Annotated in this window: 19 protein-coding genes, 1 tRNA gene and 1 riboswitch; of the genes, 6 read left to right on the top strand and 14 right to left on the bottom strand. The window is 70.3% G+C overall.

Features of this window, described 5'->3' with window-relative positions:
* Positions 1-51: 51 nt before the first annotated feature.
* Both uvrC and uvrY read right to left on the bottom strand, forming a co-directional pair.
* Positions 52-1,866, bottom strand: a complete 1,815-nt coding sequence (gene uvrC / locus FIU83_RS09860; RefSeq protein ID WP_152483898.1) for an excinuclease ABC subunit UvrC — start codon at positions 1,864-1,866, stop codon at positions 52-54.
* A gap of 61 nt (positions 1,867-1,927) precedes the next feature.
* Entirely contained in the window at positions 1,928-2,575 is a 648-nt protein-coding gene (gene uvrY / locus FIU83_RS09855; RefSeq protein ID WP_152483897.1) for a UvrY/SirA/GacA family response regulator transcription factor, read from the bottom strand.
* A 226-nt stretch (positions 2,576-2,801) separates the two neighbouring features.
* Between uvrY and FIU83_RS09850 the strand changes: the two genes are divergently transcribed.
* Positions 2,802-2,877: transfer RNA gene (locus FIU83_RS09850), tRNA-Ala, on the top strand.
* 226 nt (positions 2,878-3,103) lie between these two features.
* Entirely contained in the window at positions 3,104-4,210 is a 1,107-nt protein-coding gene (locus FIU83_RS09845) for a DUF4236 domain-containing protein (protein WP_152483896.1), read from the top strand.
* Between the two features lie 75 nt (positions 4,211-4,285).
* Here the strand turns inward: FIU83_RS09845 and FIU83_RS09840 are convergent, their stop codons facing one another.
* The 7 genes from FIU83_RS09840 to argF all read right to left on the bottom strand — a co-directional run bounded on the left by FIU83_RS09840 (position 4,286) and on the right by argF (position 10,325).
* Positions 4,286-5,335, bottom strand: a complete 1,050-nt coding sequence (locus tag FIU83_RS09840; protein ID WP_152483895.1) for a proline racemase family protein — start codon at positions 5,333-5,335, stop codon at positions 4,286-4,288.
* Positions 5,332-6,468: a zinc-binding dehydrogenase gene (locus tag FIU83_RS09835; protein ID WP_152485322.1), complete on the bottom strand. Its 1,137-nt coding sequence runs from the start codon at positions 6,466-6,468 to the stop codon at positions 5,332-5,334. Before FIU83_RS09835 ends, FIU83_RS09840 begins: the two co-directional genes overlap by 4 nt.
* Positions 6,469-6,609: 141 nt before the next feature.
* Positions 6,610-7,419 carry a thiazole synthase gene (locus tag FIU83_RS09830; RefSeq protein ID WP_253939431.1) on the bottom strand — a complete coding sequence of 270 codons (810 nt, stop codon included), beginning with the start codon at positions 7,417-7,419 and terminating at the stop codon, positions 6,610-6,612.
* Positions 7,419-7,628, bottom strand: coding sequence for a sulfur carrier protein ThiS (thiS, locus tag FIU83_RS09825; protein ID WP_152483894.1), 210 nt, complete (start codon positions 7,626-7,628; stop codon positions 7,419-7,421). Before thiS ends, FIU83_RS09830 begins: the two co-directional genes overlap by 1 nt.
* On the bottom strand, positions 7,625-8,725 hold the full coding sequence (thiO, locus tag FIU83_RS09820) for a glycine oxidase ThiO (RefSeq protein WP_216645020.1): 1,101 nt from the start codon (positions 8,723-8,725) through the stop codon (positions 7,625-7,627). The genes thiS and thiO overlap by 4 nt, the downstream gene beginning before the upstream one ends.
* 61 nt (positions 8,726-8,786) lie before the next feature.
* Positions 8,787-8,909, bottom strand: a riboswitch (TPP riboswitch).
* A 91-nt stretch (positions 8,910-9,000) separates the two neighbouring features.
* Positions 9,001-9,306, bottom strand: a complete 306-nt coding sequence (locus tag FIU83_RS09815; protein WP_152483893.1) for a hypothetical protein — start codon at positions 9,304-9,306, stop codon at positions 9,001-9,003.
* 98 nt (positions 9,307-9,404) lie between these two features.
* Complete coding sequence (argF, locus tag FIU83_RS09810; RefSeq protein ID WP_152483892.1) at positions 9,405-10,325, bottom strand: ornithine carbamoyltransferase; 921 nt, start codon at positions 10,323-10,325, stop codon at positions 9,405-9,407.
* A gap of 170 nt (positions 10,326-10,495) precedes the next feature.
* Between argF and grxD the strand changes: the two genes are divergently transcribed.
* Positions 10,496-10,846, top strand: a complete 351-nt coding sequence (gene grxD, locus FIU83_RS09805) for a Grx4 family monothiol glutaredoxin (protein ID WP_152483891.1) — start codon at positions 10,496-10,498, stop codon at positions 10,844-10,846.
* 87 nt (positions 10,847-10,933) lie between these two features.
* On the opposite strand, the gene rnt is transcribed toward grxD, so the two are convergent.
* The gene (rnt, locus tag FIU83_RS09800; protein ID WP_152483890.1) at positions 10,934-11,599 is read right to left on the bottom strand and encodes a ribonuclease T; all 666 of its coding nucleotides are present in this window, start codon (positions 11,597-11,599) and stop codon (positions 10,934-10,936) included.
* 147 nt (positions 11,600-11,746) lie between these two features.
* Between rnt and FIU83_RS09795 the strand changes: the two genes are divergently transcribed.
* The 3 genes from FIU83_RS09795 (at position 11,747) to FIU83_RS09785 (ending at position 14,664) form a co-directional block, all read left to right on the top strand.
* Positions 11,747-12,967 carry an argininosuccinate synthase gene (locus tag FIU83_RS09795; protein WP_152483889.1) on the top strand — a complete coding sequence of 407 codons (1,221 nt, stop codon included), beginning with the start codon at positions 11,747-11,749 and terminating at the stop codon, positions 12,965-12,967.
* A 49-nt stretch (positions 12,968-13,016) separates the two neighbouring features.
* On the top strand, positions 13,017-13,331 hold the full coding sequence (locus FIU83_RS09790) for an HlyU family transcriptional regulator (protein WP_152483888.1): 315 nt from the start codon (positions 13,017-13,019) through the stop codon (positions 13,329-13,331).
* A 202-nt stretch (positions 13,332-13,533) separates the two neighbouring features.
* Entirely contained in the window at positions 13,534-14,664 is a 1,131-nt protein-coding gene (locus tag FIU83_RS09785) for a DUF294 nucleotidyltransferase-like domain-containing protein (RefSeq protein WP_152483887.1), read from the top strand.
* Between the two features lie 13 nt (positions 14,665-14,677).
* Here FIU83_RS09785 and FIU83_RS09780 read toward each other — a convergent pair whose 3' ends face one another.
* The 4 genes from FIU83_RS09780 to FIU83_RS09765 are packed head-to-tail and all read right to left on the bottom strand — an operon-like array spanning position 14,678 to position 20,131.
* Positions 14,678-17,476: an ATP-binding protein gene (locus FIU83_RS09780; RefSeq protein WP_152483886.1), complete on the bottom strand. Its 2,799-nt coding sequence runs from the start codon at positions 17,474-17,476 to the stop codon at positions 14,678-14,680.
* A complete protein-coding gene (locus FIU83_RS09775) occupies positions 17,473-17,694 on the bottom strand; it encodes a hypothetical protein (RefSeq protein WP_152483885.1) in 222 nt (73 codons plus the stop codon). Before FIU83_RS09775 ends, FIU83_RS09780 begins: the two co-directional genes overlap by 4 nt.
* Complete coding sequence (locus FIU83_RS09770) at positions 17,691-19,760, bottom strand: 3'-5' exonuclease (RefSeq protein ID WP_152483884.1); 2,070 nt, start codon at positions 19,758-19,760, stop codon at positions 17,691-17,693. The genes FIU83_RS09775 and FIU83_RS09770 overlap by 4 nt, the downstream gene beginning before the upstream one ends.
* Positions 19,760-20,131, bottom strand: a complete 372-nt coding sequence (locus FIU83_RS09765) for a response regulator transcription factor (protein WP_152483883.1) — start codon at positions 20,129-20,131, stop codon at positions 19,760-19,762. The genes FIU83_RS09770 and FIU83_RS09765 overlap by 1 nt, the downstream gene beginning before the upstream one ends.
* Between the last annotated feature and the right edge of the window lie 134 nt (positions 20,132-20,265).

Below are 20,265 nucleotides of genomic sequence, written 5' to 3'. Positions count from 1 at the left end.
CGCCCGGCGCTATTCCTTCTGCGGGTCATCCACGCAGGTCATCCACGCAGGTCATCCATGCAAGGCGCGATGAATCGTCTCGGCCAGGGTCGCGCTGATGCCGGGCACCCGGGCGAGCTCCTCGCGATTGGCCTGCTTGACGCCGTGCAGGCCGCCGAAGAAGCGCAGCAGCTCGCGGCGCCGGCGCGGGCCGACCCCGGGGATGTCCTGCAGGGTCGAGGTGCGCCGGGTCTTGTCGCGCCGCGCCCGGTGGCCGGCGATGGCGAAGCGGTGGGACTCGTCGCGGATGTGCTGGATCAGGTGCAGCGCGGGCGAGGCGCCATCGAGGTCCAGGCTGCGATCGACGGTCTCGATGAAGAGTGTCTCCAGGCCCGCCTTGCGGGTGGTGCCCTTGGCCACGCCGAGCAGGATGATGCCGGTCACGCCGAGCTTGGCGAAGACCTCGCGGGCCATGTTGAGCTGTCCCTTGCCGCCGTCGACGATCAGGATGTCCGGCCGCTCGCCCTGGCCGTCGGCCAGGCGCCGGAAGCGCCGCGTCAGCGCCTGGTGCATGGCGGCGTAGTCATCGCCGGCGGCCACGCCCTCGATGTTGAAGCGCCGGTAGTCCGACTTGCGCGGACCGCTCTCGTCGAAGACCACGCAGGAGGCCACGGTGGCCTCGCCGTGGCTGTGGCTGATGTCGAAGCACTCCAGTCGCCGCGGGGCCTGCTCGAGCCCCAGGGCCTCGCGCAGGGCCTCGAAGCGCTTCGCCAGCTGGTTCTGGCTCGCCAGCTGGCTGGCCAGCTGCTGCTCGGCGTTGGTGCGGGCGAGCTCTCGCCACTGGGCGCGGTGGCCGCGCACCTGGTCGGTCACGCGGATGCGCTTGCCGGCGCGCTCGCCGAGGGCCCGCGCGATCAGCTCGGCCTCCGGGACCGGGTGGCTGGTGATCACCTCGGCGGGGATCTCCCGCGCCTGCCCCAGGTAGAACTGGCTGAGGAAGTCGCCGAGCAGCGCCTCGGGGGGGAGATCGAGCCCGTTGGGCGGGGCGTGGTGGCGTGCGCCGAGCAGGCGGCCCTGGCGCACCGTGAGCACCGAGATGCAGAGCGCCCCGGGGCGGCTTGCCAGGGCGAAGACGTCGGCGTCGCCCTGACCGGTGTCGACGAACTGACGCTGCTGGAGCTGGCGAAGGTCCTGGACCTGATCGCGCAGCCGGGCGGCCTCCTCGAACTCCAGGCGGGCGCTGGCGGCCTCCATGGCCTCGGTCAGTTCCCGGGTCACCGCCTCGCTCTTGCCCTCCAGGCACATCACCGCGTGCTCCAGGTCGCGGCGGTAGTCCGCCTCGCTGATGAAGCCGACGCAGGGCGCGCTGCAGCGCTGGATCTGGTACTGCAGGCAGGGACGGGTGCGATGGGCGAAGACGCTGTCCTCGCAGTTGCGGATGCGAAAGATCTTCTGCATCAGCGACAGGCTCTCGCGCACGGCGCCGCTGCTGGGGTAGGGGCCGAGGTAGCGCCCGTCGTCGCGACGCACCCGGGCGCGCTTGTACTCCAGGGCAGGGAAGGGGTGTCGGTCGGTGACGAAGACGAAGGGATAGGACTTGTCGTCGCGCAGCAGGACGTTGTAGGGCGGGCGCAGCTCCTTGATCAGCGTCTGCTCGAGGATTAGCGCCTCGGTCTCGCTGTTGGTCACCGTGACCTGGATGTCGGCGATGCGGCCCACCAGGGCCTGGGTCTTGGCGTTGTGGGCGCCGCGAAAGTAGCTCGCCAGGCGCGCCCGCAACCGCCGGGCCTTGCCCACGTAGAGGGTCTCGCCCTGCTCGTCGAGCATGCGATAGACCCCGGGTGATTGGCTGACGCTGGCGAGGAAGTCGCGGGAATCGAAGCTCATGGTGACGCCGGATGCGGGAATCGAGCCCCCGATACTACCAGAATCGGCCGCGTTCAAGGCCTCAGTCGGCGTCACTGAAGCCGTCGACCAGGCCGTGGCGTAGTCCGAGGTGGGTCAGCTCGACGTCGGAGGCGACGCCGAGCTTCTCGAAGATCCGGTAGCGATAGGTGTTGATGGTCTTGGGGCTCAGGAACATGCGCTCGGCGATATCGGTGACGCGCTGGCAGTTCACCACCATCATGGCCACCTGCAGCTCGCGCTGGGAGAGCTGGTCGAAGGGGTTGTCGGGCGCGTCGAGGCGCGACAGCACCAGCCGCTGGGCGATCTCCGGGCTGACATAGCGCCTGCCCTCGAACACGCAGTGGATGGCCTCGACCATCTCGTCCTGCTGGCAGCCCTTGCTGATGAAGCCGTGGGCGCCGGCCTCCAGCAGTCGCTGGGCGAAGGCCTCCTCGATGAAGGCGGTCAGCACCAGGATCCGGATGTCGCTGGCGAAGCGCTGGATCTTGCGGGTCGCCTCCAGGCCGCCGATGCCCGGCATGCGGATGTCCATCAGCACGACGTCCGGCTCGAGCGTACGGGCCTGGGTGATCGCCTCTTCACCGTTGGCCGCTTCGCCGACCACGCGGATTCCGCGTTCGGCGTTCAAGAGGTGGGCGATGCTGGTCCGTACCAGGTGGTGGTCATCGGCGACGAGAACCCTGATCACTCGGACGCTCCTGAAACATGGTGGATGAGTGTCGGCGCGTGGCGAAGGCGCGAGCGGGTGCGTTCGCGTCGTCGGTCGGCCGATGGGCTTGGGAGGCCCAGAGTGTCACATTCTGTGTCTAAGTGAAATTGGCACAAGGGTGGAGGCACAAAATCGCGATCGGTGCTTGACGGCGCTCAAGGAACACCGTAATATTCGCCTCGTTCTCGCAAGGCGGGAACGACGTGGGGCCTTAGCTCAGCTGGGAGAGCGCAACACTGGCAGTGTTGAGGTCAGCGGTTCGATCCCGCTAGGCTCCACCAACAAGACACCTCGAATCAGCCGCCTAGCGCACTCCGCTAGGCGGCTTTTTCGTGCGCCCGTAAAAAACCCGAAAAAATCGCCACGCTCAGGCGCTGCCCGGCGGCGCTGCCTGCCCGGGCCCTTCGCCTCCTTCCCCCTTGGTCATGTCGTTCGTCATCGTGCCTGCCTTCGTCGCCCAGAGGCGTTACAGTGAAGGTCGCTATGGACCGGCTGGGGGAGCTTGCCGTGGAGTTTCGCTTTCAGCGTCGCATTCGTCTCGCACCCGGGGTGCGCCTGCCCACCACACGCCTGCGTCCCGGGCTCTCGCTGGGACCGCCCGGCATCAGCCTGCGGGTCGAGCGGGGGGAGGCGGGCGAGCCGCTGCCCGTGGACCTGGAGATCACCGCCAGCGGGGAGATTCGCTATCGCCATCCCGACGGCACGCGCCTGAGCGCGGCCGAGTCACGGGAGGTGCGCCGCCTGGGCGAGTCGACGCTGCGCGAGGCCCTCGTTGCACACTGCGAGGCGCTCAACGCCCAGCTCGACCGGCTCGGCCGCCTGCATGTCGAGACTCCGGCCCCGCACGCCACCGGCTATCAGCCGCGCAGCTACCCGGAGTCGCCCCCGCTGCCGGAAGCCGAGCCGTCCCCGGCCTGGTGGCAGCGCCTCTGGATGCCGGCCCGTGGGCGCCTCGAGCGTGAGCGCGCCGAGCGTCAGGCTCGGCATGCGGAGGCCTATCGGGCCTGGGAGTGGCGCAAGGCCGAGTTCGACGCCCGGGAGTTCCGGCGCCAGCGGCGCGAGGAGGCGGCGAGTCGGGACGATCCCGAGGCCATGCAGCAGACTCTGGTCGAGCGGCTCCATGAGCTCGACTGGCCGCGCGAGACGCTGCTCGACTTCGAGCTGGTCGACGACTGCCGCACCCTGGCCGTGGACATCGACCTGCCGGGCGCGGAGGAGATGCCCGACCGTCGCTGGCGGATGCCGGCCAAGCGCATCAAGCTCACCCCTCAGCGGCTCACGGTCACGCAACAGCGCCGGCTCTACCAGGACTATCTATACGGCGCCGCCGTCCGGGTGCTCGGGGCGGCCTTCGCGCGTCTGCCGCGCCTCGAACAGGCGATCGTTTCCGGGTATCGCCGCCTCGACGACCCGGAGGCCCCCGAGGGCGGCGAGCGGCGCTACCTGTACAGTGTCAAGGCGACGCGCGCGCAGTGGGAGGCGCTCGCCTTCGACGAGCTGGCCGGTCGCGATCCCGGCGAGGTCCTGGCGGGCTTCACCCTGCGCCGGGAGCCGACGCGCGGCGGCGAGCTCTCCGCCATCACTCCCTTCGCGCCCGACTGGCGCTGGCGCTGACGGGCGTGCTTCGTTTAGCGCCTTTTTCCCTCGCGCCCGTTCTCGGTCGTTTCCACGATTCGGCGCGCCCGTCTCTCAGTCGGCCTCGTTCCGGCCTCCCGTCAGGATATGGTGCAGGCCGGCGCACTCCACCAGCGGGTCCGTGCAGTTCACCACGATGTCCGAGTGGGCGAGCACATAGCTCTTGCCGGTGATGGCGTTCTCCACCACCGTCAGCGGGCCCTCCTGGCGGGTGCCGGTGAATTCGCCGATGAAGCCGGTCTCGCGCAGCGAGATGGTCTCCAGGCGATCGCCCGGTTTGAGGCGCCCCTCGTGATGCATCAGCGCCAGGCGCGCCGAGGTGCCGGTGCCGGTGGTGCTGCGACAGATCACGCCGGGGTGCACGTAGGTGGTCGAGCGGGAGCGATAGTAGCCGTCGGCGACCTGCTCGACGGGGCCCATGAAGTGCAGGAAGGGCAGGGGGCCCACGTCGCCCAGGGTGTAGTGGGAGAAGCCGCGCTCGGCCTGGATCGCCTCGACGATGCGGTGGGCGCAGTCGGCCAGCGCCCGCTCCTCCTCGCGCGTCAGCGAGAAGCCGAGCTCGGCGGCGTCCACCAGGGCGTAGAAGCCGCCGCTGTAGGCCACGCTGTAGGTCACCTCGCCGAGCCCGGGGACGTGGAGGCTGGCACGGTGGGTGTCGATGTAGCTCGGCAGCCCCGCGCAGGTGATCGACTCCACCACGCCGTTCTCGACCAGCGCCTCGATCTGCACCAGGCCCGCCGGCGACTCGAGGGCGAACTGCTGGCGCCCCTCCTGCTTGGCCACCAGGCCGCTCTCCAGCACCGCCGTGGCGGTGCAGATGGTGTTGGAGCCGGAGTAGATTGGGTAGCCCATCACCTCCATGATGATGTAGCCCGCCACGGCCCGGGGGTCGCTCGGGGTGACGATGAGGTCCACCGACATCTCGGGGATGCCGTAGGGCTCCTCCAGCAGCAGGCGGCGCAGGCCGTCGGCGTCGTCGCGCAGGTAGTGCATCTGGTCGCGGACGGTGGCGCCGGGCAGCGCCGCGACGCCGCCGACGACGATGCGGCTGACGTCGCCGCCGGCGTGGGTGTCGAGCAGTTGCAGGGTCGGAGGCTTGGTCATGCGGACTCCTCGAGCGCGTAGGGCGCGCCGTGTTCGGCCCATTCGGCATCCGGGACGATCACGATCTTGCCCAGGTAGCCGCTGCCGCGGTTGACGAAGTAGCGCTCGGCGGCGTGCAGCTCCGAGAGCCGGAAGGCGGCGTGCAGCACCGGCTTGAGCCGGCCGTCGCGGATCCAGGCCATCAGCTGTTCGGCCTCCTCGCGGGTGCCGTGGGAGACGCCGAAGATCTGCACCTGATAGAGGTAGATGCGCGTCCACATCAGCTCGCTCACGTTGCCGCCGCTGGCCCCGGCGATGGAGAGGCGCGGGTAGGTCGAGCGCCGGGCCATGTCGACGATCATGGTGTCGATGAAGCGGTCGGTCATCTCGCCGCCGACGAGGTCCATCACCGCGTCGATGGGGGCGCCGTCGGTGGCCTCGAGCACGCGATCGACGAAGCTCGGCAGGTCGCCGCGGTCGATCACCGCCTCGGCACCGAGGGCGCGCAGGGCGTCGGCCTTGTCGGGCCGGCTCACCGCGTAGGGGATGGCGCCGACGATTCGGCACAGCTGGATCAGCGCGGTGCCGACGCCGCCGCTGGCGCCGGTGACCAGCACCCGCTCCCCGGCGGCGACCCGGGCCGAGGTCATCATGTGGTAGGCGGTCTGGTAGGAGCACATGCCCAGAGACGCCAGCTCGGCATCGGCGAGCTCACTGTTGGGGATAGGGTGGAACTGGTCCGATGGCACGGCGACGTATTCGGCGAAGCCGCCGTCGGCGCCGTGGCCGTAGTAGTCCGGCATGAGGTTGAGGTCGCGCCGGGCGTCGGGGTAGAGGTTGAAGTCGAGCAGGCCGCGCTCGCCGAGGCGCGAATCCGGCACGCCCTCGCCCACGGCGACCACCCGGCCGGCCACGTCGGCCCCCTGGATGCGCGGGAAGGTGAGGGTGGGCGAGCCGCCCATGGCGAAGGAGGTCACCTCGCCCTTCTCCCTGGTGGGGTAGAGGCCCTCCCTCGCCTTGCGGTCGGTGTTGTTCTTGGCGGTCGCCGTGACCTTGACCAGCACCTCGTCGGGGCCGGGCTGTGGGGTCGGCACATCGTCGTGATAGACCAGCATGTCAACATCGCCATGTCCGGTCAGCAGCATGGCCGCCATGGTCTCGGGAACGCGTTCGCGGCTCACGGGTGTCTCCTGTCGTCGGTGTCGAGTCGCCCCGACGATAGCAGACTTCCCCGGTCCGGCGTCATGCCTTTCGACGCCGCGCGGGGCGCTGCCCGCGCGGACGCGGCGGCGCGCTCAGCCGCCGCTGTGCCAGAACGGCTGGCCGAGGGTCGGCGTGCTGGGGCTGGCGGTCTGGCGCTGCTGCATCAGCCCGGCGCGATACGCCTTGCGCCCGGCGATGATCGCCTCGGCGAAGGCCTCGGCCATCAGCGGCGGCCGGTGAGCCTTGGCCACGGCGGTGTTGAGCAGCACGCCGTCGAAGCCCGTCTCCATGGCCTCCGCGGCCTGGGAGGGGGCGCCGAGGCCGGCATCGATGATCAGTGGCACGTCGAGGCGCTCGCGCAGGGTCTGCAGGGCGTAGCGGTTCATCAGGCCCCGGCCGGTGCCGATGGGCGCGCCCCAGGGCATCAGCGCCTGGCAGCCCGCCTCCCGCAGGCGCTGGCAGAGCACCAGGTCATCGGTGCAGTAGGGCAGTACCTTGAAGCCGTCGTCGATCAGCGTCCGGCAGGCCTCCAGCAGGCCGAAGGGGTCGGGCTGGAGGTTGTAGTCGTCGCCGATCACCTCGACCTTGATCCAGGGCGTGTCGAACATCTCCCGGGACATCTGGGCGAGGGTGATGGCCTCCCGGGCCGAGCGGCAGCCCGCGGTGTTGGGCAGCAGCCGGCAGCCGCTGTCGCGCAGGATCTGCCAGAAGGCGTCGCCGTCACCGTCGGCGGGGTTCTGGCGGCGCAGTCCCAGGGTCACCATGTCGCAGCCGGAGGCCTTGATGGAGGCCTCCATCACCGCGGGTGACGAGTAGAGGGCCGTGCCCAGCAGGAAGCGGCTGGAGAAGGTCTCGCCGTAGAGGGTCAGGGCGTCGTCGTGTCGTTCGTTCATCATGGTCATCAGCCGCCTCCCACCGGGGCAACGATATCGATGCGGTCGCGGTCCTCGAGGATGCGCTCGGCGTAGGCGGAGCGGGGCACGAACTCGCCGTTGATGGCCACGGCGACGCGCCGCTCGGCGTAGTGCCAGGCCGCAAGGGCATCCGCCAGCGCGGTGTCGGCCGGCAGGCGGGCGGTCTGGTCGTTGAGGCTCAGGGTGATCTCGGTCATGCGGCGCTCTCCTGGGGCGGATGTCCGGTGAGGGTCTCGGCGAAGGGCGTCTCGCCCCGGCCGCGGATGCGGGCCAGCAGGTGGCAGGCCACCGCCGGCGCCAGCAGGTAGCCGTGGCGGAACAGGCCGTTGGCGGTGATCAGGCCATCGCGCTCGGTGACATGGGGCAGGTTGTCCCGGAAGGCGGGCCGCAGGTTGACCCCCTGCTCCAGGATGCGCGCCTCGGCGAAGGCCGGCGACAGGGTGTAGAGGGCGCTGCCAAGCTCCAGCGAGGACTGCAGCGAGACCGGGGAGCGGTCCTCGCTCTCGATCTGGGTGGCGCCGATGACGAAGCGCTGGTCGGGCTTGGGCACCACATAGAGCTGGTAGCGGGGGTGCATCAGGCGCACCGGGCGCGAGAGGTGGATCTCCGCGGTCTGCACGTGCAGCGTCTCGCCGCGCACGCCGCGCAGGCTGGGATGATGCTGGCGGGCGCCGGTGCCGCGGCAGTCGATGACCAGGTCGAAGGCGCGGCGGCCGTCGCCGGTCTCGATTTCGCCGGGATGGGTCGCAACGGGACAGTGGGCGTGGCAGGTCCCGCCCAGCCGGCGTATCTCGGCCAGCAGGCGCGCGAGCAGGGGGCGGTTGTCCAGGTGTGCCTCGTCCGGCAGGTAGAGGCCCTGGCGAAAGCTCGCCGCCAGGTCGGGCTCCAGGCGATGGATCTCGGCGTCGTCGATCGCCCGGCAGGGCGGTGCTTCTTCCAGCACGTGGGCGAGGTCGCGTCGGAACTGGGTGAGCTCGCCCATGTCCTGGGCGTGGGCCACCATCAGGCTGCCCTGGTGGTGCCACAGGCCGCTGGCGTCCAGTGCCTCGAGCCAGCGCGGCCACTGGGCCAGGGCGAACTGCCCCATCTCGAAGACGCTGCGCTCCGAGACCGCCGTCTCGCAGAGCGGCGCGACCATGCCGGCCGCGGTCCAGGCGGCGGCGGCGGGCGCTTCCAGGTCGCCGGCGTCATAGAGGGTGACGGCATGGCCGTCGCGCAGCAGTTGCCAGGCGACGAGGCGGCCCAGCAGGCCGGCGCCGGCCACGGCGATGGTGCGATCGGTGTGAGGTGTCATGGCGTTGTCCATCCAGCAGGAGGCGCGGAGGAACAGGCGGATGACGACAGGGGGCTGCATGGCGAGACGACAGCTTGTTCCCTCCGCAGGCATCAACCTGATCAGGTTCAACGGGTTCGGCCGTACCGATCTCAGCCCCCGTGTACCTCACCTCGAGCGTACCGGGGCTCCCCGACAAGTTGTCACAACCTAACCAAAAATGCCCGGGCGCGCAATCGAGGGCGCATCCGGGCATCGTCTTCATGCAGGTCGTGCGGGGTGGGGGAGCGTCGGGCTCAGGCGCAGTCGGCGGCCCCTTCGCCGAACATGTCGAACAGCAGCTCGCGACCGAGGCCGGTCAGCACCAGGCGCTGCTGGTCGTTCCAGGTGGCGGCCTGGCTGTTCTCGAGGATCTTCTGGCAGGGGGCCCAGTCGCTGGTGGCGGAGTCCAGGGCCTTCAGGGCCTGGCGATCGAGGCCACGATGGCTGACGGTCACCGTCTCGAGCACATGGCCATGTCGATAGAGCAGGGTGGCCATCTGGGAGAGACACTGGCGCAGGCTGCGCTGCATGCCGCTGTGGCTGGAAAGGGAATCTGTCATGCTGCCGCATCTCCTGGATGGGGTTGCTGCAGCGCATTATACATGCGACGAAGGTCGATGTCATACCAAGGTATAAGGCGACCTCCGCCGCGTCTCCGTCAGCTCTCCACGCGGCCCAGCAGCAGGAACTCGAGCAGCGCCTTCTGGGCGTGCAGGCGATTGCCCGCCTCCTGCCAGACCACGGCACGCGGGTCGTCGAGCAGGGTCTCGCTGATCTCCTCGCCGCGGTGGGCCGGCAGGCAGTGCAGGAAGAGGGCGTCCTCCCGGGCGCGATCGAGCAGCGCCTCGGTGACCTGGAAGCCGGCGAAGTCCGCCTCGCGCCTGGCCTGCTCCTCTTCCTGACCCATGGAGGCCCAGACGTCGGTGGTGACCAGGTCGGCCTCTGCCACGGCGGCATCGGGGTCGCGCATGATGCTGACCCGGTCGCCGGCGGCCTCGAGGATGTCCTGGCGCGGCTCGTAGCCCTCGGGGCAGACCACGCGCAGGTTGAACTCGAACTGGCGGGCGGCGTTGATCCAGGAGTGGCACATGTTATTGCCGTCGCCGATCCATACCGCGGTGCGATCCTTGACGCTGCCGCGCAGCTCGGTCCAGGTCATCACGTCGGCCAGCAGCTGGCAGGGGTGGTAGTCGTCGGTCAGGGCGTTGATCACCGGCACGGTGCTGGCCTGGGCGAACGCCTCGAGGCCTTCGTGGGAGAAGGTGCGGATCATCACCGCGTCGACCATCTCCGACAGCACCCGGGCGGTGTCACCGATCGGCTCCCCGCGACCGAGCTGGGTGTCGCGGGGCGACAGGAAGAGCGCATGGCCGCCGAACTGCGCCATGGCGGTCTCGAAGGAGACCCGGGTGCGCGTCGAGGACTTCTCGAAGATCATCGCCAGGGTGCGGTTGGCGAACGGGGTATAGGTGGGCCCGTGGGTCTTCAGGCCGTTCTTGATCGAGATGGCGCGCTGGATCAGGTAGCGCAGCTCATCGGGACTGAGATCGAGCAGGGTGAGGAAATGGCGAGTGGCCATGGGGGCGCTCCACGGGAAAAAACGACCATCCTAGCCAGCCCGCGGGGGATGCGCAACGCGCCCGGCATCAGTAGAATGGCGGCATCACAAGGCCGACCCGCACGGTCGGGTATTGCCCGAAATCCCCGGGGCCCTTCCGCCGAGTCCCGTCAACGAGCCAGGGAGACGTCATGAGCACTACCGTCGAGAACATCCAGCGCCAGATCAGCGAAAACCCCATCCTGATCTACATGAAGGGCACGCCGCAGCTGCCCCAGTGCGGCTTCTCCGCCCAGACCGTCCAGGCGCTGATGGCCTGCGGCGAGCGTTTCGCCTTCGTCAACGTGCTGGACAACCCGGACATCCGTGCCGAGCTGCCCAAGGTGGCCAACTGGCCGACCTTCCCGCAGCTGTGGGTCGAGGGCGAGCTGGTCGGCGGCTGCGATATCGTCGCCGAGATGCACCAGTCCGGTGAGCTGGAGACGCTGATCAAGGCCGCCGCCGCGCGCGCCCAGGAAGGCGAGGGCGACGCCCAGGCCTGAGCGCCGGCCACGCCACGCTGACCACGAAAAAACCCGCCGGGCCTCCGGCGGGTTTTTTCGTGGAGGGGGCAGGGGAGCCGTCGGGCGTCAGCTCTCCTCCAGGCCCTGCTCGCGCTGGGCCAGGTCCCAGCCTCCCAGGTCCTTGTAGCGGTTGACCATGGCGCAGAACAGCTCGGCAGTGCGCTCGGTGTCGTAGCGGGCCGAGTGGGCGGCGCTGTTGTCGAACTCGATGCCGGCGGCGCGGCAGGCACGAGCCAGCACGGTCTGGCCGTAGACCAGGCCGGCGAGCGAGGCGGTATCGAAGCTCGAGAAGGGGTGGAAGGGGTTGCGCTTGATGCCGCAGCGGGCCACGGCGGCGTTCAGGAAGCCGTGGTCGAAGGCCGCGTTATGGCCGACCAGCACGGCGCGGGTGCAGCCGTGGGACTTGATGGCCTTGCGCACCGGGCGGAAGATCTCGCCCAGCGCCTCGGCCTCGCTGACCGCGACCTGCTGGCGCAGCGGGTCGTCGAGGCGGATGCCGGTGAAGTCCAGTGCCGACTGTTCCACGTTGGCCCCGGCGAAGGGCGTGACATGGTAGGCATAGGTGGCGTCGGGCAGCAGGTTGCCCTCCGGGTCCATGGTCAGGGTTACCGCGGCGATCTCCAGGATCGCATCGCCTTGCGCGTTGAAGCCGCCGGTCTCCAGGTCCACCACCACGGGCAGGAAGCTGCGGAACCGCTGCGCCATGAGTTCGCGGGCCATCGCCTCGCTCATGCACCTCTCCTTGTCTGGGGCATCATATCTCTAGACCGCGGCAGTCTAGCAGCTTGGTGGCAGCGCGTCCCGTCGCCGGTGTTCGCGCCAGGCTCGTCGCGCTATAATCTCCGTCTTTCATGATCGTTTGCCTAAAGGAGCCTCAGCATGTCCGATGTCAAGAAGGTCGTGCTCGCCTATTCCGGCGGCCTGGACACGTCCGTCATCGTCAAGTGGTTGCAGGAAACCTATGACTGTGAGGTCGTGACCTTCACCGCGGACATCGGCCAGGGCGAGGAAGTCGAGCCCGCGCGTGCCAAGGCCCAGGCCCTGGGCGTCAAGGAGATCTACATCGAGGATCTTCGCGAGGAGTTCGCCCGCGACTACGTCTACCCGATGTTCCGCGCCAACACCATCTACGAGGGCGAGTACCTGCTCGGTACCTCCATCGCGCGCCCGCTGATCGCCAAGCGCCTGATCGAGATCGCCAACCAGACCGGTGCCGATGCCATCTCCCACGGCGCCACCGGCAAGGGCAACGACCAGGTGCGCTTCGAGCTCGGCGCCTACGCGCTGAAGCCGGGCGTCAAGGTGATCGCCCCGTGGCGCGAGTGGGACCTCAATTCCCGCGAGAAGCTGATGGCCTACTGCGATCAGCACGATATCCCGGTGGACTTCTCCTCCAAGAAGAAGAAGTCGCCGTACTCCATGGACGCCAACCTGCTGCACATCTCCTACGAGGGCGGCATCCTCGAGGATCCCTGGGCCGAGGCCGAGGAGGACATGTGGCGCTGGAGCGTCTCGCCGGAGGCCGCCCCGGACCAGCCCACCTACGTCGAGCTGACCTTCGAGCACGGCGACATCGTGGCCATCGACGGCGTGCCGATGAAGCCCCATGAGGTGCTCGAGACGCTCAACAAGATGGGCGGCGACAACGGTATCGGTCGCCTCGATATCGTCGAGAACCGCTACGTCGGCATGAAGTCCCGCGGCTGCTACGAGACCCCGGGGGGCACCATCATGCTGCGCGCCCACCGCGCCATCGAGTCGCTGACGCTGGACCGCGAGGAGGCGCACCTCAAGGACGAGCTGATGCCCAAGTACGCTGAGGTGATCTACAACGGCTACTGGTGGAGCCCGGAGCGTCGCATGCTGCAGGCCGCCATCGACGAGACCCAGAAGAACGTCTCGGGCGTGGTGCGCATGAAGCTCTACAAGGGCAGCGCTATCGTCGCCGGCCGCAAGTCCGACGCCTCGCTCTTCGACGAGTCCATCGCGACCTTCGAGGACGACGCCGGCGCCTACGACCAGAAGGATGCCGAGGGCTTCATCAAGCTCAATGCCCTGCGCCTGCGCATCGCCGCCGGCAAGGGCCGTCGCCAGGATTGAGCCACCCCGACGCCGGCCTCGTGCCGGCGTCATCCCGTCAGGAGGTGCCATGCTGAAGAAGCTGCTGTCCGGCCTGTTCGGCGGTCATGAGGGCGAGCCGAAGGGCGCGCCCGCCGCCGAGCCGGTGGAATACAAGGGCTACCTGATCGTCTCCGAGCCCGCCGACCAGGGCGGCCAGTTTCGCGTCAGCGGCTGGATCCGCAAGCCGCTGACCTCGACCGACGAGCGGGCCGGCGAGATGCTCGAGCATCGCTTCGAGCGTTCCGACATGGTGCCCGGGCGCGAGGCCTGCGACGCCCTGATGCTGAGCAAGGCCGAGCGCTTCATCGACGAGGTCGGCGACGAGATGTTCTCGCCCCGCTGAGCGACGCCCGCCCCTGACGACGACGCCCCCGCCCGGGGGCGTCGTCGTCTTGCCCCTCGACGGCGCGCCGCGCCCTGGCCGCTCACTCCCCGTTTCGCCTGTCATCGTCGCCTGCCGCCTTGGCCTTTCGCCCAAGTGTGGCGGAAAGGCGTGGCCGTTAGACTCAAGCCATCGCCGACGCGCGACATGACACGGAGCGTTCATGCGCCTGCTGCACCGTTCCTCGTCCTGGCGAGCCCTCTTCGCCGACGATGCCATGCCCGACCCCGCCGCCTGGCCCGACGTGCTGGCGCCGCTGGGCGCCGCGCTCGAACGGCTCGGCCCGCATCCCGATCTCGCCGCGGCCCATGCCTGGCAGGTCGAGCTCGCGGACGCCCTCGCACGCCTCGACCTGCCCGCCGGGCGAATCGCCCAGCTGCTCAGCGACCACAACGACTGGCTCTATCGCCGGGCCATCGAGCACTCGCTCGCCGAGATGCGGGCCCAGGGCTGGGGGGCACCGCCGGTGGCCTTCTGCGTGCTGGTGCTGGGCTCGGGGGCTCGCCACGAGAGCCTGCTGGCCCCGGACCAGGACAACGCCATGATCGTCGCCGACTACCCCGATGCGCGGCACACCGAGATCGACGGCTACTTCCAGTCGCTGGGCGAGCGCTTCACCGCGCGCCTCGACGCCGCCGGCATCCCGCTCTGCCAGGGACATGTCATGGCGCGCTTCCCGATGTGGCGCAAGCGGCTCTCGGAGTGGGGCGCGCAGCTCGCGATCTGGACGGCCGAGCGGCGCGTCAAGCGGGTGCAGCAGGCCAACATCCTGCTCGACTTCCGTCCGCTCTACGGCGAGTCGACGCTGGCCGAGAGTCTGGCCGGGCGGGTCGCCGAGTGCCTGCCCGACGCCCACCTGTTCCTCGACGAGATGGCGAGCCTGCTGGACGAGCTGCCCGTGGCCCTGGATCGCCTCGGTCGGCTGCGCGGCCGCGTCGAAGGCGCGCCCCACGCGCGGGCCCTCGACCTCAAGCGCCAGGGCCTGCTGCCGCTGGTTGGCGCGGTACGCCTGATCGCCCTTCGCCACGCGGTGCCCTCGCCGGATACCCGCTCGCGGCTGGTCGCGCTGGTGATGCGCGAGGCAATCAGCGCGCCTCGGGCCGAGGCGCTGAACGCGGCGCTGGAGCGGCTACAGGGGCTGATTCTGGCGGGCCAGCGCCAGGCGCTGGTCGAGGGGCGTGTGCCGGATGGCTGGGTGGATGTCGGCGCGCTGCGCGAGGACCAGCGCCTGCTGCTGCGACACGACCTGCGGGAGATCCGCGCGCTGGTGCGCCGGGCCCGGCGGGACGGCTGACGCGCGCAGGCGGTCAGGGCGCGGCGCCCGCGTCACGGTCCTCCGGCGGGGCGCCGTCGGGTGCATCGGTGGAGGCCGGCGCCTCGGCCGGCGCTTCGGGAAGCTCCATCACCAGGCAGGCGCCGTCCAGCTGTGCGGCGTCCTCGATCCATAGACGCCCGCCGAGGTGGGCGACGATGCCGCGGCTGATCGGCAGGCCCAGCCCGCTGCCGCGCGGCCGCCCCCGGGACTCGCCGCTCTCCCGGTGCTGGATCTGGTGGAATTTCTCGAAGACCCGCTCGCGCTCATCCGGGGCGATGCCGGGGCCGTTGTCCTCGACGGCGAGGCGATAGTGGGTCTTGTGGCGTGCCAGGCGCAGCAGCACCCGGGGATCGTCATCGGCGGCGAACTTGCCGGCGTTGTCGAGCAGGTTGATGATCACCTGCTCGAGGCGGTCGGCATCGCCCACCACCCAGGCGGTCTCGGGCTCGATCGCCACCTCCAGGCTAACGCCACGATCTTCCTGGAGCCGCTGCACCGCCTCGACGCTCTGACGGGTCAGCGCCGCCAGGTCGAGGCGCGTCGGCGAGAGGGTCAGTCGGCCGCTCTCGAGCCGGGCCAGGTCGAGGATCTCCTCGATCAGCCGCGACAGGCGCTGGCTCTCGCGCACCACCACGTCGAGGAAGTGTTCGCGCTTCTCGTCGGGCAGCGCCCGGTTGTCGCGCAGGATCTCGGCGAAGGCGCGGATCGAGGTGAGCGGCGTGCGCAGCTCGTGGCTGACCATGGCCACGAACTCGTCCTTGAGGCGGTCGAGCTCACGCAGCCGCGCGTTGGCCGCGCGCAGCTCCTCGCTGGCGCGGGCCAGCTCCCGGGACTGCTGCTCGAGGCGGCGGTTCATCTCGAGGGTCTCGGAGGTGGTGTCGAGGATGCGCAGGACGGTCTCCAGGTCGGGCGCCTCGCCGCCGGCCACCGAGTCGATCAGCACCCGGGCCGAGGCGCTGCCCAGCGACCCCGCCAGGGCCTGTTCGGCCCGCAGCGTCAGCGCCGCGGGGGCGGGCTGGTCGTCATCGACTTCGTCGCTCTCGGGGGGAGGGGCGGCGAAGACCCGCCGGCTGGCGGCCTCGCCCAGGTAGCGGTCGAGCAGGGCGCGCAGCTCGCCGCGGGTGGTCTGCCCCTGCCACAGCGACGCCGGCACCAGGCCTTGGGGCATGGTCTCGGTGAACAGCGCCGCCTGGGTCTGCTCCAGGGCCGAGGGACGGGTGAAGAGCGACACGCCCACCAGCAGGCCGACGTTGGCGACGAGGCTCCAGAGCAGCGAGTGGGTGTAGATGTCCCATCCCTCGAGGCCGAACAGCGCATAGGGGCGAAGCCAGGCGATGCCCCAGGGGCCGCGCTCGAGAAAGCCCGGGTCGAGCCAGCCGGACTGGGCGAAGCCCGGAATCAGCAGGGTCCAGGCCCAGACCAGAAAGCCCGCACTCATGCCCAGCGCCGCCCCGCGCCCCCGAGCGCCGCGCCAGTAGAGGCCGATCAGCAGCGCCGGGGCGAACTGGCATGCCGCGGCGAAGGAGACCAGGCCGATGGTCACCAGGCTGTAGGTCTCGCCGATCAGCGCATGATAGAGGTAGCCGAGCAGCAGGATGCCCAGGATGCTGACGCGGCGGATGCCCAGCAGCCAGCCGGCGAGTTCCCCCCGGGTGCCGAGGTGCAGGCGCTCAGAGCGCAGCAGCAGCGGCATCACCAGCTGGTTGCTGACCATCGTCGACAGGGCGATGGTCTCGACGATCATCATGCCGGTGGCGGCCGAGAGACCGCCGATGAAGACCAGCAGGGGGAGGGCCTCGAGCCCGGCGGAGAGCGGCAGCGTGAGCACGAAGCTGTCGGAGTCGCCGCCGCCGAGCAGCAGCCCGGCCAGGGCGATGGGGATCACGAACAGGTTGATCACCAGCAGGTAGAGCGGGAAGAGCCAGCTGGCACGCTTGATATGCCGCTCGTCGACGTTCTCTACCACCAGCACCTGGAACTGGCGGGGCAGGGTGAGGAAGGCGAGAAAGGCCAGCACCAGCATGCCCACCCAGCCGAGCGCGCCGCCGGGCACCGACGCCAGGCTCAGCAGGCGGGTGAGCTCGGGGTGTTCGCCCGCCTGGGCGAACAGGTCGGCGGGGCCGTTGAACAGCACGAAGACGGTGAAGCTCCCCACCGCGAGGAAGGCCGCGAGCTTGACCAGCGACTCGAAGGCGATGGCGGCCACCATGCCCTCGTGGCGCTCGCTGGCGTCCAGGTGGCGGGTGCCGAAGAGGATGATGAAGACCGCCAGCACCAGCGCGACCCAGAACGAGCGGTCGGTCCAGAAGCGCTCGTCGGCCAGGGGCAGGTCGGCGGCCTGGGGGTAGTTGACCAGCACGGCATGGCTGACGGTGATCGCCTTGAGCTGCAGGGCAATGTAGGGGGTGATGCCGATCAGGGCGATCAGCGCGACCAGCGCGCCGAGGCTCGAGCTCTTGCCGTAGCGGGCGCTGATGAAGTCGGCGATGGAGGTGATGCGCTGGGCGCGGGCGATGCGCACCATCTTGCCGATGACGAACGGGGCCATCAGCATCGCCAGGGTCGGGCCCAGGTAGATCAGCAGGAAGCTGGGGCCGAACTGGGCCGCACGACCGACGCTGCCGTAGAAGGTCCAGGCGGTGCAGTAGACGGCGATGGAGAGCGCATAGACCGTGGGGGAGCCGATCAGCGAGCGGCCCTGGGCGGCGCGCCGATCCCCCCAGGCGGCAATGACGAAGAGCAGTGCCAGGTAGCCGAAGGCCAGCACCACCACCGTGGGGCCGCCCGTCATCGCCCGTCACTCCGACCCCGGCCCCGGCCCTCCTCGTCGCGGCGCTCCATCAGCCAGGCCATCAGGGCGATCAACGTGCCCCAGGCGAGGAAAACGTAGGGCACCAGCCGGCTTGTGCCGTCCGCCGAGGAGGCGATCAGCACCAGTGGCGGCGAGAAGAGCAGCGCCGCCAGCACGATCAGGGCGACCAGGCGCTCCTTGCGGCGAGGCGTGTTCACGAGGCGTAGGCGTCCTCCCGGTCGAAGGCGCTGGCCTGCAGGGCCAGCGCCTGCTCCAGGGTCTCGATGCCTCGGGCCTCCAGGCGCGGCAGCAGGGCGAGCCACAGCTCCGCGGTGACGCGCGCATCGCCCAGGGCGGTATGGCGGGTGCCGGGCGGGAAGCTCAGGTCATAGCGGTCGGCCAGGCTGTCCAGGTCGTGCCCGTCGAGGCTCTCGTCCAGCGCCCGGGACAGCAGCAGGGTGTCGAGCACCGGCATGTCGAACTCGACGCCGCCGCCGGGGGGCTGGATGGCCAGCAGGTCGAAGGCCGCGTTGTGGGCGAGGATCACCGCCTCGCCGATGTAGTCGCGAAAACGCGGCAGGGCCACGGCAAGCGGCGGGGCGCCGGCGACGTCGTCATCGGTGAGGCCGTGAATGGCGGTGCTGGCCGGCGGGATGGGGCGCTCGGGGTCGACGCGCAGGTCGAAGGCCTCGTCGGCCAGCAGCCGGGCGTTGACGATCCGGCAGGCGCCGATGCTCACCACGGTGTCGCCGCGGCGCAGCTCCAGGCCGGTGGTCTCGGTGTCGAAGGCGACCACGTCGAGGGTGCGCAGCGGGCGCGCCGCCAGCTCGGCGTCCGGCGGGGGCATGTCGGCGATGCCGAAGTCGTGGAACTCCGGGCGCGGCGGGGTGCGCGGGCGGGGCGGGGCGACCCGGTCGGCCGCCGGCAGCGGCAGGCGCAGCCGGGCATGTCGGCCGTCGTCGTCGGCCAGGCTCCAGGCGTCGCTGCCGTGCTGGCGCAGCACGTCGGCGACCCGCGGCGCGAAGGGCAGGGCGTCCAGGCGCTCGCCGCGCCACGCCGCGAGCTGGGATTCGCCGAGCACGTCGCCGAGCCAGATCAAATCCAGGTAGACCCGCCGATTGCCCAGGCAGACCTCGCCCTCGAGCGCCTCTCGGCCGGCGTGGCGCAATAGCCGCGGCAGCAGCGAGTCGAGCAGGGCCAGCAGCGCCGGGGCGTCCGCCTTGAGCCAGGCGGGCATGCCGATGGGCGTGATCTCCACGTCGCGCCTGGCATGGCGGGCGGCGAGCGACGCCCAGAGATCGTTGGACCATAGCGGGACCAGCCGCTCGCCCTGGCGATGCATCTCCTCCATGACCCGGCCCATCTGCTCGAGCTGGTGCGCCAGTGCCCGGCCCTCCTCGTCGATCACCGCCTCCAGTCGCTGGCCCAGCGCGTCGGTCGGGGCGTCCGCGCGCACGCCGATCAGGGCGTCGGCGGCACTGCACAGGCTCGCGCTGTGGCGGCGCAGGGGCGGCAGCATCTCGGCGAGCTGGGCGCGGGCCCCCATCTCGCTGGACCAGGCCGCGGTGGTGTCGGTGAGGGTGAGCAGGGTCTCCTGATGGCTGTGGGGCACGCGCCGCAGCACCGCGTGGAGCCAGCGCTCGCCGCAGGGCACCAGGATCTCCCGGGGTGCGCCGTCGTCGGGCAGCTCGCCCAGGGCGTCCTCGAGGCTCGCGATCGGCAGCAGGGCGTCGAGACGCTTGCCCAGGCCGAGCCCCGGATGGTCCTCGAAGAGCGTCTCGGCGGCCTGGTTGAAGAGCAGCAGCCGGCGGTGGTGATCACAGAGCAGCAGCGGGGTGTCGAGGACCTGGAGCAGGGTCTCGAGCTCCTGGCGCACCCGGGTCGCGCTGAGTGCCCCCTCGGCATGGGCGGTGGCCAGGCGCTCCCGGTCGGCGCGCCAGGCCTCGCGCACGCGCATCAGGTCGGGGCCGAGGCCCTTCAGCCACCCCTCCGGGGGATAGTCCTGGCGCGCGTCGGGCTTGGCCACCAGGCGGGCCAGCTGCACCTGCAGGTGGCGCAGCGGCGTGAAGAGCTGGCGCTCGAGCAGCAGGCCGACCAGGAAGATGGTGCCGCCGCCGGAGAGGCAGCCGAGCCACAGCCAGACCCGCGCCATGCCGGTGAGCCCCGCCAGGCCGTCGAGCCAGAGGGCGAAGAGGAGGCCACCGAAGACGCTGACGCCGCTGAGCAGCAGCCAGAGGCCGATCAGCCGCTGGCGGCGGGGCAGGCTCTTGCTGCGCCGGGCCATCAGGAGGCCTCGGCGAGCAGCGTCTTGACCTTCTCGACCAGCGCCTGGGTCGAGAAGGGCTTGGTGACATAGTCGTCGGCGCCCAGGGCGAGGCCCTTCTCGCGCTCCACCTCGCGGCCGTGGGCGGTGAGCATGACGATCGGCATCCGGGCATGGGCCGGGTCGGCGCGCAGGCGCTCGAGGACGTCGAAGCCGCTGATGCCCGGCAAGCTGATATCGAGCAACAGCAGGTCGGGGGCCGCCTCGGCGATCCGCGAAAGGGCACTCTCGCCATTCTCGGCGGTGTCCACCTCGAAGCCCGCCTGCTGCATCAGGAATTCCAGGGACAGGACGATGTTGGGCTCGTCATCCACCACCAGCACCTTGGCCATGGGGCCCTCCTTGTCGTGGTAAAGGCGCCGCGCGCCGCCTCGGCGGGTGCGGACCTGCAAGCCTGCGTTCATGCAGCGTTACCGATCAGTTTAGTGGCCGCCCGGGGGCGGGCAAAGACGACCTTGGCAGGAGA

The organism is Halomonas sp. THAF5a (genome assembly GCF_009363755.1).
GTDB lineage: Bacteria > Pseudomonadota > Gammaproteobacteria > Pseudomonadales > Halomonadaceae > Halomonas.
The sequence above is the reverse complement of the archived record's forward strand: the minus strand, read 5'-3'. Positions and strand labels throughout refer to the sequence as shown.